Annotated in this window: 13 protein-coding genes; all 13 read left to right on the top strand. The window is 54.9% G+C overall.

Translation table 11 applies throughout. The features are described from left to right. Positions 1 to 32 precede the first annotated feature (32 nt). Positions 33 to 806 carry an isoprenyl transferase gene (locus R2K28_RS15405; protein WP_316365757.1) on the top strand — a complete coding sequence of 258 codons (774 nt, stop codon included), beginning with the start codon at positions 33 to 35 and terminating at the stop codon, positions 804 to 806. Positions 807 to 917: 111 nt separating this feature from the next. Next, positions 918 to 1,739 carry a phosphatidate cytidylyltransferase gene (locus tag R2K28_RS15400; protein WP_316365755.1) on the top strand — a complete coding sequence of 274 codons (822 nt, stop codon included), beginning with the start codon at positions 918 to 920 and terminating at the stop codon, positions 1,737 to 1,739. After that, entirely contained in the window at positions 1,736 to 2,932 is a 1,197-nt protein-coding gene (gene ispC, locus R2K28_RS15395; protein WP_316365752.1) for a 1-deoxy-D-xylulose-5-phosphate reductoisomerase, read from the top strand. Before R2K28_RS15400 ends, ispC begins: the two co-directional genes overlap by 4 nt. Before the next feature lie 25 nt (positions 2,933 to 2,957). Next, on the top strand, positions 2,958 to 4,322 hold the full coding sequence (gene rseP / locus R2K28_RS15390) for a sigma E protease regulator RseP (protein WP_316365750.1): 1,365 nt from the start codon (positions 2,958 to 2,960) through the stop codon (positions 4,320 to 4,322). A 169-nt stretch (positions 4,323 to 4,491) separates the two neighbouring features. Further along, a complete protein-coding gene (gene bamA / locus R2K28_RS15385) occupies positions 4,492 to 6,783 on the top strand; it encodes an outer membrane protein assembly factor BamA (protein ID WP_316365748.1) in 2,292 nt (763 codons plus the stop codon). A gap of 109 nt (positions 6,784 to 6,892) precedes the next feature. Further along, entirely contained in the window at positions 6,893 to 7,318 is a 426-nt protein-coding gene (locus R2K28_RS15380) for an OmpH family outer membrane protein (RefSeq protein WP_316365747.1), read from the top strand. A gap of 1 nt (position 7,319) precedes the next feature. Further along, positions 7,320 to 8,357, top strand: a complete 1,038-nt coding sequence (gene lpxD, locus R2K28_RS15375) for a UDP-3-O-(3-hydroxymyristoyl)glucosamine N-acyltransferase (protein WP_316365745.1) — start codon at positions 7,320 to 7,322, stop codon at positions 8,355 to 8,357. A gap of 50 nt (positions 8,358 to 8,407) precedes the next feature. Then, positions 8,408 to 8,848 carry a 3-hydroxyacyl-ACP dehydratase FabZ gene (fabZ, locus tag R2K28_RS15370; RefSeq protein WP_116446685.1) on the top strand — a complete coding sequence of 147 codons (441 nt, stop codon included), beginning with the start codon at positions 8,408 to 8,410 and terminating at the stop codon, positions 8,846 to 8,848. Continuing rightward, complete coding sequence (gene lpxA / locus R2K28_RS15365; protein WP_442871405.1) at positions 8,821 to 9,615, top strand: acyl-ACP--UDP-N-acetylglucosamine O-acyltransferase; 795 nt, start codon at positions 8,821 to 8,823, stop codon at positions 9,613 to 9,615. The genes fabZ and lpxA overlap by 28 nt, the downstream gene beginning before the upstream one ends. A 24-nt stretch (positions 9,616 to 9,639) precedes the next feature. Then, on the top strand, positions 9,640 to 10,806 hold the full coding sequence (gene lpxB / locus R2K28_RS15360; protein ID WP_316365739.1) for a lipid-A-disaccharide synthase: 1,167 nt from the start codon (positions 9,640 to 9,642) through the stop codon (positions 10,804 to 10,806). Positions 10,807 to 10,931: 125 nt separating this feature from the next. Further along, positions 10,932 to 12,515 (top strand): acyl-CoA ligase (AMP-forming), exosortase A system-associated, encoded by a 1,584-nt coding sequence (locus R2K28_RS15355; RefSeq protein ID WP_316365737.1) that lies wholly within the window; start codon positions 10,932 to 10,934, stop codon positions 12,513 to 12,515. 131 nt (positions 12,516 to 12,646) lie between these two features. After that, a complete protein-coding gene (gene rnhB / locus R2K28_RS15350; protein ID WP_316365736.1) occupies positions 12,647 to 13,228 on the top strand; it encodes a ribonuclease HII in 582 nt (193 codons plus the stop codon). A 32-nt stretch (positions 13,229 to 13,260) separates the two neighbouring features. Next, positions 13,261 to 16,809, top strand: a complete 3,549-nt coding sequence (dnaE, locus tag R2K28_RS15345) for a DNA polymerase III subunit alpha (protein WP_316365735.1) — start codon at positions 13,261 to 13,263, stop codon at positions 16,807 to 16,809. The last annotated feature ends 35 nt before the right edge of the window (positions 16,810 to 16,844 follow it).

Below are 16,844 nucleotides of genomic sequence, written 5' to 3'. Positions count from 1 at the left end.
CACGCCGGTTGCAACGCTCTATTGAGGACTAAATGACTAACGGCAAGACAAAGGAGTCCGTACCTGTCGAAAATCGATTGCCGAAGCATATCGCGATCATCATGGACGGTAACGGTCGTTGGGCGAAAAAGCGTGGTCTTCCCCGTTATGCCGGTCATCCGGCAGGTGTGGAGGCCGTTCGCGGGGTGGTCGAGGTCTGTGTCGAACGACAGATTCAAGTATTGACTCTGTTTGCGTTCAGTAGTGAGAACTGGCAACGGCCTCAAAAGGAAGTCAATCTCATCATGGACCTGTTTTTAAGGTCGCTGAAGAAAGAGGTTCGGCGCCTGGACCGCAACCATGTCAAACTCAAGGTGATCGGTGATTGCAGCGCCTTCCCCGGCAATCTCCGGGAACAGATTGCCGAGGCTGAAAACCGCACCGCATCCAATCAGGGTTTGTTGTTACAAGTGGCTGCCAACTACGGTGGACGTTGGGACATTACACAGGCCGCAAAACACCTGGCTGAACGGGTGCAGCAAGGTGAATTATCACCAGATCAGATTGATGAGGAGCTACTATCCCAGAACCTCTGCTTCACCGGTGTACCTGAACCGGACCTGTTTATCCGCACTGGTGGTGAGCAACGGATCAGCAACTTTCTTTTGTGGCAGTGTGCCTATACTGAACTCTACTTTACCGACCTGCTTTGGCCGGATTTCAACCGCAAGGCCCTGGAAGATGCGTTGCATGACTTTTCACGTCGACAACGACGCTTTGGCCGCACCGATGAGCAGGTACGGGATCAGACCGCAGAGGCCTCATAAGGCTGACGATATGAGGCATAGATGCAATGATAGCGGTCGTATCCATACAGGGCAAAAGAGACGGCATGCAGCCTGCAAGCCGCTGAAGGGTAAGATGTCCAATACTCATCTATGTTGAAACAGCGCGTCATCACTGCCCTCATCCTGGCACCTTTGGTTGTCGCGGCGGTATTGTTGCTGCCTAATGGTTACCTGGCATTGATTGCCGCTTTAGTGATCACAGTCGGCAGTATGGAGTGGGTCAGGCTGAGTGGTATTGAAGCCACCTTGCTGCAGATTGGCTACTCATTTTCATTATTGATCTGCCTGCTAGCGCTCTACTATCTAGTACCGCCCGGCTGGGTGCCAGGGATTATGCTGCTCTCTGTGGCCTGGTGGTTACTCGCACTTCTACGCCTGGTTCGCTATCGTGCCGACCAGCCACAATCTGACAGCGTGCCACTTCGGGCGGTCGAGGGTTTTATCGTGCTCCTGCCTGCCTGGCTTGCACTGGTCTCGATACATCGGATTCCAACCACCGGTCCCGGGCTCCTGCTGTTTGTGCTGATCCTGATCTGGAGTGCGGATATCGGCGCCTATTTTGCGGGACATCGTTGGGGAAAGCACAAACTTGCTCCTCAAGTGAGTCCGGGAAAGACCCGCGAGGGTGTGTATGGCGCCATGGCCTGCGCCTTGCTTTGCGCCATTGGTCTGGGCATTTGGTTGGGTAGTGATGTAACTCAAACCCTATTGATTGTCATGCTCTGTCTGGCCACCGTGCTCGCATCTGTTGTTGGAGATCTGTTTGAAAGCCTGATTAAACGCCAACGGGGTGTCAAGGATAGTGGGCAACTGCTACCCGGACATGGCGGTATGCTGGATCGAATCGACAGCCTTACCGCAGCCGCACCGGTTTTTCTGTTTGGTTTGATCCTGCTGGGAGAAGCGCAATGAAGGGTCTTACCGTACTTGGATCCACCGGCTCAATCGGTGTAAGCACCCTGGATGTGGTGGCGAGGCATCCTGACAAATACCGTGTCATCGCCCTGACTGCGAACCGGGATGTGGAGACCATGCTGGTTCAGTGTGAACGCTTCAAGCCAACTATCGCGGTGATGGCGGATCCGGATGCCGCGAATCTGCTGGCGAAAGGACTGAACCAGAGAGGAGTGGCAACAGAGGTCTTATCCGGCTTGAGAGGGCTGGAGATCGCAGCCGCCATTCCCGATGCTGAAATAGTGATGGCGGCTATCGTAGGTGCGGCCGGACTGTTACCCGCGCTGGCGGCAGTTCGGGCCGGAAAGCGCTTGCTATTGGCAAATAAAGAGGCACTGGTGGTCGCGGGCAGTCTGTTTATGGCCGAAGTGGCTGCCCATGCTGCTGAGATCCTGCCTATCGACAGCGAACATAATGCCGTTTTTCAATGCCTGCCACCCAGCGGTGGCGAAGGTTTGACCAGAGGTGGGGTAAAACGCATCCTGTTGACTGCCTCAGGCGGGCCTTTTCGCACCACGCCACTTGCGCAGTTGGCGGATGTCACACCGGCACAGGCATGCGCCCATCCGAACTGGGACATGGGACGGAAAATCTCAGTCGATTCCGCAACTATGATGAACAAGGGTTTGGAGGTCATCGAGGCACACTGGCTGTTCGAGGCCAAGGCTGAAGAGATCGAGGTGGTACTGCATCCGCAAAGCATTATCCACTCCATGGTGGAGTATGTGGATGGCTCGGTGCTGGCTCAGCTCGGCAATCCGGATATGCGCACACCGATTGCCCACGCCCTGGCCTGGCCCCAGCGAATCGATTCCGGCGTCGCGAGCCTCGATCTTTTCCAGGTCGCCCGGCTCGACTTCGATCAACCTGATCTGCAGCGATACCCCTGCCTAAAACTTGCCTATCAGGCGATTCAGGCGGGTGGCACGGCAAGTGTTATCCTGAATGCAGCGAATGAGGTGGCCGTGGAGGCGTTCTTGTCAGAGCGACTTGCCTTCACCGAAATCGCCTGGGTGGTGGATGAGACCTTACAACGGTTGGCGGTGGAAAAGGTCGAAGATCTCGACAGCCTGCTCTCAATCGATAGGGAGGGACGGGCCATTGCGGAACAAGTCGTGCAAAATAGGGTCTTAAGCAGCGGTATGGGTTAGGGCACGTTAACACTATAAAATTCCAATGGACTCACTACTTTTCACAATAGTTTCATTCATCGTCGCCCTGGCAATTCTAATTGCGGTGCATGAGTTCGGTCATTTCTGGGTCGCGCGTAAACTGGGCGTCAAGGTGTTACGTTTCTCGATTGGCTTCGGCCGAGCCCTGTGGCGACGCACTGCTGATGCAGATGGCACCGAATATGTGATTGCCGCCATACCCCTGGGTGGTTACGTAAAGATGCTGGATGAACGCGAAGCGCCGGTAGAACCGGAGGAACAGCACCGCGCATTCAATCGCCAGTCTTTGGGCGTTCGCAGCGCCATCGTTGTTGCGGGTCCACTGTTCAATTTCCTGTTTGCCATCTTTGCCTTCTGGCTGATCTTCGTCACCGGTGATACCGGTCTCAAACCGCTAGTGGGTGAGGTGGAGAGCGGCTCTATCGCGGAACAGGCGGGATTCGCCCAAGGCGATGAGATACTCGCGGTAGCCGACCAGTCCACCCCGACCTGGGAGAGTGTGGTCTATGCGATGCTGTCAGAATCCCTCGACAGCACCAATCTCCATATCCGGGTGCGTGGTCAGACGGGAGTGGAGCATATCCATCAACTCCCTGGACTGGGCCTCTCCGAGTTGGCTGAGGATGGCATGTTGTTGCAGAATCTCGGTCTCTCCCCCGATCGACCCACCCTGCCACCTGTTATCGATGCGGTGCTGGATGGAGAGCCCGCTGACTTGGCCGGCCTGAAACCGGGGGATCGTATCGTCACTGTTGACGGTATCGAAGTGATGGATTGGAGTGATTGGGTCGAATATGTGCGTAAGCGACCTGGCCAAGCCCTAGAACTGGAGATCGATCGCAATGGCGATTATATCGCAATGCGCATCACCCCGTTGTCGATTGAGGGCGATGGGGAGAGCTATGGTCGAATCGGCGCAAGTGTGGCTGTACCCGATGATCTGATGGATGATTACAGATCGGTGGTCAAATATGGGCCGATCGATGCAGTCGGACAATCCATCTACAAGACCTGGGACCTATCCCTGCTGATGTTGCGTATGCTGGGTAAGATGATTGTCGGCGAGGTTTCAGTTAAAAATCTCAGCGGCCCGATATCTATTGCTGATTCTGCAGGAAAATCAGCCAGTTACGGCTTCAGTTATTTTTTGAAATTTCTTGCGGTGGTGAGCATCAGTCTGGGTGTGCTGAATCTGCTGCCGATACCCGTTCTGGATGGCGGGCACCTGTTTTTCTTCCTCATTGAAGGGATCAAGGGCGGGCCCCTATCGGATCGCTTCCTTGAACAAGGCCAAAAAATCGGATTATTAATCCTATTGGCGATTATGAGTTTGGCCTTCTATGTCGATATAAACCGGTTTCTGGGGTAGAGATATCGCTGTTGTCACAGAGTATGGGCCGTGAACGTCGCAGAAGGCTATCGGTATCCTGATCTCTGAAGATCACTTATACTAACGCGCTGTTTCGCAACCGAAATCGTTCTGAATGTGAACCGTCCAGTACGGATAATTTGAAAAAACACTGTTGTAGTTATTGATAATGCCTCTAATTTCCCGGATTTTAATCCTTGTTGTTCTGCTTGGTGGACAGCTGTTGACCCAGCAGGCTGCCGCCTTTGTGGTGGAGGATATACGGGTGGAAGGTCTGCAGCGGATCTCGGCTGGGACAGTGTTCAATTACTTGCCCATCAAGACCGGGGATGTGGTCGACGCGGGCAACACTTCGCACATTATCCGCACCCTCTACAAAACAGGCTTTTTCAAGGATATAAGGCTCGAAAGCGACGCCAATGTTCTGATCGTATTCGTCCGTGAACGTCCCGCCATTGCGGAGATAAATATCTCTGGCAACAAGGAGCTGGATACCGAGCCATTGATGGCCGGGTTAAAGGACATCGGCCTGGCGGAGGGGCGGGTCTTTAAGCGGGCATTATTGGAGAAGGTGGAGCAGGAGCTCAACCGTCAATACTTCGCCCGGGGCAAATATGGCATCAAGATCCAATCCACCGTTACCCCGCTGGAGAGAAACCGTGTCGGCCTGGATATCGAGATTTCCGAGGGCCTGACCGCCAGGATCAAGCACATCAATATTATTGGCAACCAGGCCTATGAGGATGATCTGTTGTTGGATGAGTTTGCCCTGGGTGTACCCTCCTGGTATGCCATCTTCTCCAGCCGGGACAAATATTCCAAACAAGTGCTTTCCGGCGATCTGGAGACACTGCGTTCATTCTATCTCGACCGGGGTTACATCGACTTCAAGATCGAGTCTACCCAGGTATCCATTACACCGGACAAGAAGGATATCTACATTACCGTGGTGGTGGACGAGGGCGATGTTTTCACCCTAAACGATATCAAGCTGGCCGGGGATCTGGAAATTCCCCCGGAAGAGCTATTCCCCCTGATCCACCTTAAACGGGGAGCGGTCTTTTCGCGCAAAAAACTGACCGCCAGCGCAGATAGGTTGAACAGTCACTATTCCGATGTGGGATACGCATTCGCCAACGTCAACACCATTCCGGACATCGATCGTGAAAACAAGCAAGTGGGGATCACCTTCTTCGTCGATCCGGGTAAGCGGGTGTATGTCCGCTACATCAATATATCGGGTAATACCAACACCCGCGATGAGGTGCTGCGCAGAGAGTTGAGGCAGATGGAATCCGCCTGGTTTTCCGGTGAAAAGACCCGCCTCTCCCGGGAACGGCTACAGCGTTTGGGCTTTTTCAGTGATGTGAACATGGAGACCCCTGCGGTACCCGGCTCAACGGATCAGTTGGACGTTAACCTGGCGGTGACCGAGGCCGCGTCCGGGCAGTTCAGTGCCGGTGTGGGATTTACCCAGACCCAGGGTGTGATCTTCAATGCCAGTATCAGTGAAAACAACTTTCTCGGCACAGGGAATAGATTCAGTGCCGGCTTCGATACCAGTGACGCGACCAAAAAGCTCTCCCTCTCCTATACCAATCCCTACTACACCATCGATGGTGTGAGTCAGGGTTATGAGATGAGTTATCGGAAGACTGATTTCTCCGAACTCAATATCTCCAGCTATTCCACCGATGTGGGACGTCTTGGGGTCCACTACGGTATACCCTTGACCGAATACGATCGGCTTAGATTCAGTCTGGCCTATGAGCGTACGACCTTCTTCCTTGGTTCCTCCCCTTCTGATGAAATCGAGGAGTTCATCGATACCAATGGCGATGAGTTTGACGATTTCGAAATCGTGGGTAGCTGGATTCACGATACCAGGGATCGCGCCATATTCCCCAATCGCGGTGGCCGGCAGGTATTCAGTGTCGAGGCCAATACCCCCGGCAGTGACCTGCAGTATTACCGTGTTAAATATTCAAATGCCCACTATTTCCAACTCACCAACTCGCTGACCCTGAAGCTGAATGGGGAGTTGGCATATGGAGACGGATATGGGGAAGATGACGAGTTGCCCTTTTTCCGCAACTTCTACGCCGGCGGCATTGGTTCGGTAAGGGGTTTCGAGGAGAATACCCTGGGGCCACAGGACTCCCAGGATGATGCTTTGGGAGCAAATGCTAGAATCGTGGGTCAGATGGAGTTACTCTTTCCCGCCTTTGGCGATGATTTCAAGGATACGGTGCGTGCCGGTTTCTTTGTCGATGCGGGCAACGTATTTGATCTGGCAGGGGGTGAGAAGATCGAGTGGGACCTGTTTAGGGCTTCCACCGGTCTGATGTTATCCTGGTTCTCACCAGTGGGTGCCCTCTCATTTAGCTGGGGGTATCCGATCAAAGAGGAAGAGGGTGATGATATAAAGAACCTTCAATTCAGGATTGGTGGTGGTTTTTAATCAGTTTGGGAGTGAATGGGTGAATTCGCTAAGACAAATTTTAATTGTTATTACCTTAGGATTGTTCGTGACCTTCAGTGTATCTGCTGAGGAGTATCGTATTGGCTTTGTGAACGCCACAAAAGTCTTCGAGGAGTCACCGCAATACAAAACGGCCAGGGAGAGGTTGCAAACCGAGTTTTCCCGTCGGGAGAAGGATCTGCTTGCCTCCCAGAAACAGCTCAAGCAGCTCGAAGAGAAGCTGCAGCGGGATGGTTCGGTGATGAGTGAGTCTGAGGTCAAGAGGCTGGAACGGGACATTCTCAGTCGAAGCCGTAAGTTAAAGAACGCCCAGACCGAGTTTCGCGAGGATCTCAATCTGCGCCAGAATGAGGAGTTCAAGAAACTTCGTCAGCAGGTGCGTGAAGTGATCCGGGAAGTGGGCAAGAGTGAGAACATAGACCTTATCGTTTCAGATGGTGTCGTCTACTTTAGCAAAAAGATCGACATTTCCGATAAGGTGCTGGAAAAGTTACGTCAGCTGAAAGCGGAATAAGGTGGTATCAAGATCATCTGGATCCAGTCTCGGTGACCTGGCAGATGCTGTTGGGGCGAAACTGCTAGGTGATCCGAAAACGACGATTACCGGGGTTGGGACACTACAGGGCGCAAAACCCGGAGAGATCAGTTTTCTCAGTAATCCCGCCTATCGTCGCTACCTTTCCACGACCCAGGCATCGGCGGTGATCCTTTATGAAAAGGATGCTGCTGATTGCCCGGTTTCCGCATTGGTCTCCGACAATCCCTATCTAGCCTATGCCAAGGTGGCTGAAAAACTATTTCCCCATGAAACCTTTACGCCCGGTGTCGATGTAACCGCGGTCGTAGCTGGATCTTCTTCGATTGACAGCGGTGCCTGGATTGGACCCTGTAGTGTGATCGGGGAGGGGGTGAGGATCGAATCGGGAGTCTATATTGGCCCTGGCTGCGTGGTCGAGGACAATTGCAGGATTGGCGCCGATACCCGCTTGGTGGCGAATGTGACCCTGTGCCATGACACCCGCTTGGGTGAACGTTGCCTGATCCACCCAGGCGCTGTGCTGGGTGCGGATGGCTTCGGCCTGGCCAATGATGAGGGGCATTGGCTCAAAGTGCCGCAGCTCGGTCGGGTGTGGGTTGGGGACGATGTGGAGATTGGTGCCAATACCACCATCGACCGAGGTGCATTGGAGGATACGATTCTGCATGATGGGGTCAAGCTGGATAATCTTATTCAGATTGCCCATAACGTGGAAATTGGCAGGAGTACGGCGATGGCCGGTTGCTCAGCGGTGGCTGGCTCAACCAAGATCGGCAGTCACTGCACCATCGGCGGTCAGACAGGCCTGGTGGGGCATTTAACGATAGGTGATAATGTGCATTTTTCAGCGGCCACCCTGGTTACCCGCTCATTCAGAGAGGCGGGATACTACAGTGGTAACCTTCCGGCTATGGAAAATGGCGCATGGAAAAGAGTGGTTGCAAGACTCCGAAATCTGGAGTCGATGGCAAAACAGATGAAATTCCTTAAGAAAAAACATCTAGACGACCTGTAGAGAGCCGTTGAGATGAATGGCATGAGAAACTGGAGGGCGGTTTGATCGCAATGGACATCAATAAGGTGCTGAGCTTGCTGCCGCACCGCTATCCTTTTCTGCTTATCGATCGGGTGCTTGAGTATGAGAAGGATACACGGCTCTTGGCATTGAAAAATGTCACCTACAACGAACCCTTTTTCAACGGCCACTTTCCCATTCAACCGGTGATGCCGGGTGTACTGATCGTCGAAGCGATGGCACAGGCGACCGGCCTGTTGGCGATGGAGTCCAATCCGGAAACAGTCAATGAGACGACCATCTATCTTTTCGTCGGTATCGATAAGGCCCGATTCAAGCATCAGGTGGAGCCTGGTGATCAACTCATCATCGAAGTCAATCAGAACAAGATGAAACGTGGTATCGGCTTTTTCGCCTGCACCGCAAAGGTCGGGGACAAAACCGTGGCCACCGCGGATATCATGTGTACGGCACGGGAGATAGGCAACTGATAGATCCACGCGCAGTTATCGATCCGGATGCTGAGCTTGATGAAGGGGTCAGCGTGGGTCCCTTCACAATCATCGGCGCCGGGGTCAAGATCGCCGCCGGGACTGAAATCGGTCCTCATGTAGTGATCAAGGGACCGACCCAGATAGGCCGGGACAACCGGATCTACCAGTTTGCCTCGGTAGGGGAAGATCCCCAGGATATGAAATATGCCGGTGAGCCGACCACCCTGGAGATCGGTGATCGCAATGTGATCCGTGAATTTGCCACCCTGCATCGCGGCACCGTACAGGATCAGGGTGTGACAAGGATCGGCAATGACAATCTGCTGATGGCCTATATCCATGTGGCCCATGATTGTGTACTGGAGGACCATATCATTATGGCCAATGCGGCCTCCCTGGGCGGGCATGTGCAGATTGGGCGTCACGCTATCCTGGGGGGGTTCACGAAAGTGCATCAATTCTGTCGGGTGGGGGCACACAGTTTTTCCGGGATGGGATCGGCAATCAGCATGGATCTGCCGCCCTACGTCATGGCCTCGGGGCAACCGGCCAAACCGCATGGTATCAACCGGGAGGGATTGAGCCGCCGGGGATTCAACGATGACGCCATCCAACAGATCAAACGAGCCTATAAACTGATCTATCTCTCCAAGAAACGCCTGGAAGAGGCCAGGGAAGGGATCGATGCGATGCTGAGCGATACCCCTGAACTTGAGATCCTGACCGATTTCCTCAAACATAAGGGTCGAGGTATTTTACGTTAGCCTTGGGTATTTCTATTTCCGTCTATGCAACAGAGACAAGCAAAGAGACCCCCAAGGATCGGCATCCTGGCGAATGAGGTGTCGGGTGATCAGTTGGCAGCGGCATTGATCGAAGCCTTGCACGCCAAGCATGCGGATATCGAGTTCGAGGGTATGACAGGGCCGTTGATGGAGGCGGCAGGTTGCCGTTCTCTTGCCAAGATGGATCCGGTGATGGGGTTTGCCGAGGTCATCGGTCATCTGCCTGGACTGCTACGCACACGTAAAAACCTGCTGGCCTACTTTCTCGCCAATCCCCCCGATCTCGTGTTAGGGGTCGATGCCCCCGATTTCAACCTGGCACTGGAGACCAAGCTCAAAGCGGCCGGTGTAACAACAGCGCATTTTGTCAGTCCCACGGTTTGGGCTTGGCGGCAGGGCCGGGTGAAGAAGCTGCAAAGGGCGGTTGACCTGATGCTCTGTATCTTTGACTTCGAGGTCGATTTTCTGCTTCGACACAAGGTGCCTGCAGTCTATGTGGGGCATCCACTGGCGGACCAGATTCCCCTGGAGCCGTCAGAACCCGCAGCGAACAGGGATGGGTTGGGCCTGGTGAGGGAAAGGCCTGTTGTCGCCCTATTGCCAGGAAGCCGGATGAGTGAAGTGAGCAGGCTTGGCCCGGTGTTCCTGCAAACAGCGTTGTGGCTGCAACAGCAAAGGCCGGATCTGCAGTTTGTCGCGCCGATGGTGAATCAGAAGCTCAAACAGCTTTTTCAGGAACTGATTGAAGCGACTGCGCCTGAATTGCAGGTAACGCTGCTCAATGGTAGACCCAGAGATGCGATTCGTGCAGCAGATGTGGTGCTGACCGCATCGGGTACGGCTACCCTTGAAACCCTGTTACTGAAGCGTCCCATGGTGGTGGCCTATCGACTTTCACCGCTCACGGTTTGGTTGATTCGCCGCTTTAAGTTATTGAAAACTCCCCATGTGGCATTGGCGAATCTGCTTGCCGATCAACCCTACGCCCCTGAATTCATCCAGGAGGCGTGCAAACCGGGCGCCCTGGGTAGGGCGGTGCTGGCGTTTCTCGAAGACGCGACAAAGCGTGCGCAGATTACCCGCGCCTATATGGAAATCCACAGGAATCTGCGTCGTGATGCCGCCCAGGCCGCCGCCGATGCAGTCCTGGATTTGCTGGCTGAAAATTAGAGCCTGGCATTCCGGCGGTCACTCATTATTTGATTAGACAGAGGGTGATTTTTTTGCTCTTATTGGCTATGCGGAAAATATAATCACATATCATTTACCTGCGGCAGGGATACCTTTAGTTAGCGATGGCTGTACTTCTCCATGATCTTATATACGAATCGGCCAGCCGCACTCCGTCACAAACGGCCCTCAAGTACAAATCAACCTCTCTGACCTATGCTGAACTTGCACAACAGGTCGATCACATATCCCGGGCTCTGATCGATATCGGAATCGATAAACAGGACCGTGTCGCAATCTATCTGCCAAAGTGCCTGGAGGATGTGGTCTCTATTTTCGCCACGGCTGCGGCGGGTGCCGTATTCGTGCCAATCAATCCGGCCCTCAAGGCCCATCAGGTTTCGCATATTCTGCTGGACTGCGATGCCAAGGTCCTGATTACCACCCAGGGTAAATGCCGTTCGCTGAAAACCGCCCTTGGGTATTGCGTCGATCTACAAAGCGTGGTTTTGATTGATGGGGTAGACAGCGAGGAGGAGGGAATGCATGCCCAGCGTTTGATCGCCTGGGATGAGTTGATCGCGAATCCTGTCGCCCCTCGCGGACATCGGGTGATCGATACGGATTTGGTCTCGCTCATCTATACATCGGGCAGCACTGGTGATCCGAAGGGTGTAATCCTTTCCCATAGGAACATGGTGAATGGCGCGAAAAGTGTCGCCCAATATTTGAAAAACAGCTCGTCTGACAGGATCCTTGCAGTACTTCCCCTCAGCTTCGACTATGGCATGAGCCAGTTGACAACCGCATTTCTGGTCGGCGCTACTGTCGTATTGATCAACTACCTGTTGCCTATGGAAGTGCTCAACACCCTTGCCCAGGAGCAGATCACCGGCTTGGCCGCGGTGCCACCATTATGGAATCTGCTGGTCGAGCTGCCCTGGCCCGGCGAAGTTGCATCCCACCTGCGCTATATCACCAGTTCCGGTGGCGTGGTGCCGGTAGAGACCACGGAGCTGCTGCGCCAGGTACTGCCCGATACCGAGATCTATCTCATGTATGGGCTTACTGAGGCGTTTCGATCGACCTACCTGGCGCCGGATCAGGTCAAGAAAAGACCCACCTCCATTGGCAAGGCGATTCCGAATGCCGAGGTACTGGTGTTACGCAGCGACGGAAGCCCCTGTGGCGTGGATGAACCCGGTGAGTTGGTTCATCGTGGATCGCTGGTCTCAATGGGTTACTGGAACGATGTGGAGGCGACAAATCAGCGATTCAGACCAATACCCAATCGCAATGATGCCATACCAGGCAATGAGCTGGCAGTCTGGTCGGGGGACATCGTGAAGATGGACAGCGAAGGCTATCTCTATTTCATGCGCAGAGATGATGATTTGATCAAAACAATGGGTTATCGGGTCAGCCCAAACGAGATCGAAGAGATATTCTACCGTTCGGGCCTGGTATCCGAGGTGATTGCATTGGGTATTCCTCACACCACGATAGGCCAGTCGATCGTGCTTGTAGCTACGCTTAAAAGCGGTATCGAAGTGACGGAAAAGCAGTTGCTGGATAATTGTAAACAGCGATTGGCAAGTTATATGATGCCGGCTGAAGTGATTTTTCGTACCAGTTTGCCAACCAATCCCAATGGCAAGGTCGATAGAAAACAGCTTAGGCTGGAGGTATTGGAGTCGATCTCAGAATGAGCTGAACTCCCTATCGATCTCCGTCTGTTTGACAAATAAACTCATGACCTTGGTCATATGATTTGATGTGTTGCCACTCTGATTGGGGTGATGGCACGGGTGTGTAACGCTGATTTTAGGTGACTATGAGCATGGCAAAAGCACTTACCCTGGTTGCAGGTGTCGATGAGGTGGGAAGGGGCCCCTTGGCAGGACCGGTTGTCGCGGCAGCCGTGATACTCGATCCTGAGCGACCCATCGAGGGATTGGCCGATTCCAAGAAGTTGAGTGAGAAACGCCGGGAACAGCTCTCCCAGCTGATCAAGGAGCAGGCCCATAGCTGGTGTCTGGGACGGGCGGAAGTGGAAGAGATCGATCGGATCAATATCCTGCAGGCGAGCCTGTTGGCCATGCAGCGGGCGGTGGAGGGCCTGCCTTGCCTGCCCAGTCTGGCCATGGTGGATGGCAAACACGCTCCGCAGCTGGCCTGTAGGGTGGATACGGTGATTGGCGGGGATGCCCTTGTGGAGGCAATCAGCGCAGCATCTATCATTGCCAAGGTGGCTCGGGATCGTGAGATGGTCGATTTGGACAGCCGCTATCCCGGTTATGGACTCGCGCGCCATAAGGGCTATCCAACCAAGCAGCACCTGGAGGGTCTGCGCTCTCTGGGCGTCACCCCGATTCACCGGCGCTCATTCGCACCGGTAAAACGGTTGCTATCAGGCTCATGACCTGAGACCGATTCGGGGTAGAATAGGCAACCATGGAACTCCCCTTTGTTCATCTTCGCGTGCACTCCGAATACTCCCTGGTAGATGGTCTGGTGCGTGTCAAACCCCTGGTCAAACAGGTGGCTGAGTCAGGCATGCCCGCAGTGGCCTTGACCGACCAGTCGAACCTCTTCGCCCTGGTACGTTTCTATCAAGCCGCCCTGGCCGCCGGGGTCAAGCCCATCGCCGGTGTCGACGCCTGGATTCGCAACCCGGAGGATATCAACACACCTTTTCGCCTGGTGTTATTGGTGCAGAACCAGGTTGGCTACAACAATCTGACCCGTCTGGTCTCGCGTAGCTACCGGGAGGGTCAACACCTGGGTCGCCCGCTCATGGATGCTGCATGGCTGAGTGGCAATACGGATGGACTGATTGCCCTCTCCGCCGGTCGACAGGGGGATGTGGGACGGGCCTTGCTGGCCGGCAACCAGGCTGAGGCGGAGCGGCTGCTCAACCGTTGGCTGGAGTTGTTCGGTGACCGCTACTATCTGGAACTGCATCGTACCGGGCGCACCGAGGAGGAGCGCTGTCTGCATGAGAGTGTGGCCCTGGCGGCGGATTATGGCGTGCCCGTGGTGGCCACCAATGATGTGCATTTCCTGCAAGCGGATGACTTCGACGCCCACGAAGTGCGGGTCTGCATCCATGAAGGGCGTATCATCGACGATCCAAGGCGGCCCAGAAACTACAGCGAGCAGCAATACCTGCGTACCCCGCAAGAGATGGTGGAGCTGTTTGCCGACATCCCCGAGGCACTGCAGAATACCCTTGAGATCGCCAAGCGCTGCACCATCGAACTGACCCTGGGTAAAAACTTTCTCCCCGATTTTCCCATCCCCGAGGGGATGACCATCGCTGAGTTTCTCGCCGCCGAATCCCGCAAGGGCCTGGAGTGGCGGCTGGCACGCATCTTCGATAAGCAATCATCCGACTTTGCCGAGCAGAGAAAGGTCTATGACGAACGCCTGCAGGTTGAGCTGGACGTTATCAACAGCATGGGATTTCCCGGCTACTTCCTCATCGTCGCCGACTTCATTCAGTGGGCGAAGGACAATGATATCCCGGTCGGTCCCGGGCGTGGTTCGGGGGCAGGTTCGCTGGTCGCCTATGCCCTAAAGATCACCGACCTCGATCCCATCGAACACGAGCTGCTGTTCGAGCGCTTTCTCAATCCGGAGCGTGTCTCCATGCCGGATTTCGACGTGGATTTCTGTATGGACAAACGCGACCAGGTGATCGATTACGTCGCCCAACGCTATGGGCGCGATTCGGTATCCCAGATCATCACCTACGGTTCCATGGCGGCCAAGGCGGTAGTGCGTGATGTGGGCCGGGTACTGGGCCATCCCTATGGTTTCACCGACCGGGTGGCAAAGATGATCCCATTCGAGATCGGCATGACCCTCGACAAGGCCCTGGCCGAAAGCGACGACCTGAAGCAGGCCTATGCCACGGACGAGGAGGTGAGCGAACTTATCGGTATGGCGAAAAAGCTGGAGGGTTGTGCCAGGAATGCAGGCAAACATGCCGGCGGTGTGGTCATCTCCCCCGGACTGCTGACCGATTTCACCCCCCTCTATTGTGAAGCCAACGGGGAGGGGCTGGTCACCCAGTTCGACAAGGACGATGTGGAAAAGGTCGGCCTGGTGAAGTTCGACTTTCTCGGTCTTCGCACCCTGACCATCGTCGATTGGGCGCTCAAGACAGTGAATGGGGAGCGGGTAAGTAAAGGCGAGGAGCCGATCGACATCAATGCCATACCCATGGATGACGAGGCCTCCTTCAAACTCCTCAAGAGTGCCGAGACCACTGCGGTGTTCCAGTTGGAATCCCGCGGCATGAAGGAGTTGATCAAAAAACTCCAACCCGACTGTTTCGAAGACATCACCGCTCTGGTCGCCCTGTTTCGCCCCGGCCCCCTGCAGTCAGGGATGGTGGATGACTTCATCAACCGTAAACATGGCCGGGCCAAGGTGTTATACCCGCACCCGGATCTGGAGCCAATCCTGAAGCCCACCTACGGCGTCATCCTCTACCAGGAGCAGGTGATGCAGATCGCCCAGGTATTGGCGGGCTACTCCCTCGGTGGTGCCGACCTGCTGCGACGGGCCATGGGTAAGAAGAAACCGGAGGAGATGGCAAAGCAGGGGGAGATCTTTCGCCAGGGCGCCGTGGAGCGGGGGGTGGAGGAAGAGACCGCCACCTACATCTTCGACCTGATGGAGAAGTTTGCCGGCTACGGCTTCAACAAATCCCACTCCGCCGCCTATGCCCTGGTCTCCTACCAGACCATGTGGCTGAAGGCCCACTACCCGGCCGCCTTCATGGCCGCCGTCTGTTCAGCCGATATGGACAATACCGACAAGGTGGTGCCGTTGATCGAGGAGTGTCGCCGTATGCGCCTCAAGGTCGAGGCCCCCCAGGTCAACCTCTCGGAGTATAAGTTCACCGCCACTGACAATAACAGCGTCGTGTACGGCCTCGGCGCCATCAAGGGGGTGGGTGAATCCGCCATCGAGTCGGTGATCGATGAACGTAACAGCCATGGTGCTTACCAGGATATCTTTGAATTCTGTCGTCGTATCGATCAGCGCAAGGTCAACCGGCGGGTGACCGAGTCACTGATCCGCGCCGGTGCGCTCGACGGCTTGGGCGCCAACCGGGCCACCCTGATGATGCAGTTGCCACTGGCTTTAAAGCTTGCGGAACAGCACCATGCCATGCAGGCGGTGGGTCAGAACGATCTTTTCGGCATGGGCGATCCACAGCCGCAGGAGGCCAGTCACGCCCAGGTGATCCCCAAGGATGTGGATGAATGGGAGGAGGAGCAGCGCCTGCTGGGGGAAAAGGAGACCCTCGGCCTCTATCTCACCGGTCATCCCATCGACCGCTATGCCGAGGAGTTGGGCAATATCAGCAGCAGCCGCATCGGTGATCTCAGCCTTGACGGTACCCCGGAGCCGGGGCAAAGGCGTCGCGGGGTGCCGGTGGTGGTGACCGGTCTGGTGGTCAGCGCCAGCCACCGGCAGACACAACGGGGTCGTATGGGCACCCTGGTGTTGGATGATCGCAGCGGGCGTATCGAATGCACCCTCTTCAGCGAGGCCTATGAACAACATCGTGAACTGATCTCCGCGGACAATATCCTGGTGGTATCGGGTAATCTCAACTACGACGAGTTTCGCGGTGGGCTCAGTATTCGGGTTGATAATCTGCTGACCTTTGAACAGGCCCGTTCACACTATGCGGGTCTGCTGAATATCAAAGTCTCTCTCAACGGTCTCGATATATCCGGATTCAGTGAACAACTGCAACAGATACTCTCTCCCTTCAGGGGCGGCACCACCGGAATCAGACTGCACTATCAGGCAACGGACGCCTGTGGCGATATCCAGTTGGGCAAGGAGTGGCAGGTCAATCCGACAGACGAGTTGCTGCGCAGACTTGAACAGTTCTTCGGACCAGGTTCTGTGCAGGTCGCTTATCGTCACTCCCAGCAAGGGAGTAAAAATGGGGGTCGTCGACAGGCGGTTCATTGATGAAGCCTGCCTGAGATTTCCTGATTTAGAGGCTG

Source organism: Candidatus Thiodiazotropha sp. CDECU1, from assembly GCF_963455295.1.
Lineage (GTDB): Bacteria > Pseudomonadota > Gammaproteobacteria > Chromatiales > Chromatiaceae > Thiodiazotropha.
This window is presented reverse-complemented; position numbering and strand designations above follow the sequence as displayed.

What these genes read in the sequence shown, in the direction of transcription:
- rnhB (WP_316365736.1), top strand. Translation starts at nt 12,647, where the DNA reads ATGGCAAAAGCACTTACCCTGGTTGCAGGTGTCGATGAGGTGGGAAGG.
- R2K28_RS15355 (WP_316365737.1), top strand. Translation starts at nt 10,932, where the DNA reads ATGGCTGTACTTCTCCATGATCTTATATACGAATCGGCCAGCCGCACT.
- bamA (WP_316365748.1), top strand. Translation starts at nt 4,492, where the DNA reads ATGCCTCTAATTTCCCGGATTTTAATCCTTGTTGTTCTGCTTGGTGGA.
- R2K28_RS15400 (WP_316365755.1), top strand. Translation starts at nt 918, where the DNA reads ATGTTGAAACAGCGCGTCATCACTGCCCTCATCCTGGCACCTTTGGTT.
- rseP (WP_316365750.1), top strand. Translation starts at nt 2,958, where the DNA reads ATGGACTCACTACTTTTCACAATAGTTTCATTCATCGTCGCCCTGGCA.
- R2K28_RS15405 (WP_316365757.1), top strand. Translation starts at nt 33, where the DNA reads ATGACTAACGGCAAGACAAAGGAGTCCGTACCTGTCGAAAATCGATTG.
- dnaE (WP_316365735.1), top strand. Translation starts at nt 13,261, where the DNA reads ATGGAACTCCCCTTTGTTCATCTTCGCGTGCACTCCGAATACTCCCTG.
- fabZ (WP_116446685.1), top strand. Translation starts at nt 8,408, where the DNA reads ATGGACATCAATAAGGTGCTGAGCTTGCTGCCGCACCGCTATCCTTTT.
- ispC (WP_316365752.1), top strand. Translation starts at nt 1,736, where the DNA reads ATGAAGGGTCTTACCGTACTTGGATCCACCGGCTCAATCGGTGTAAGC.
- lpxB (WP_316365739.1), top strand. Translation starts at nt 9,640, where the DNA reads ATGCAACAGAGACAAGCAAAGAGACCCCCAAGGATCGGCATCCTGGCG.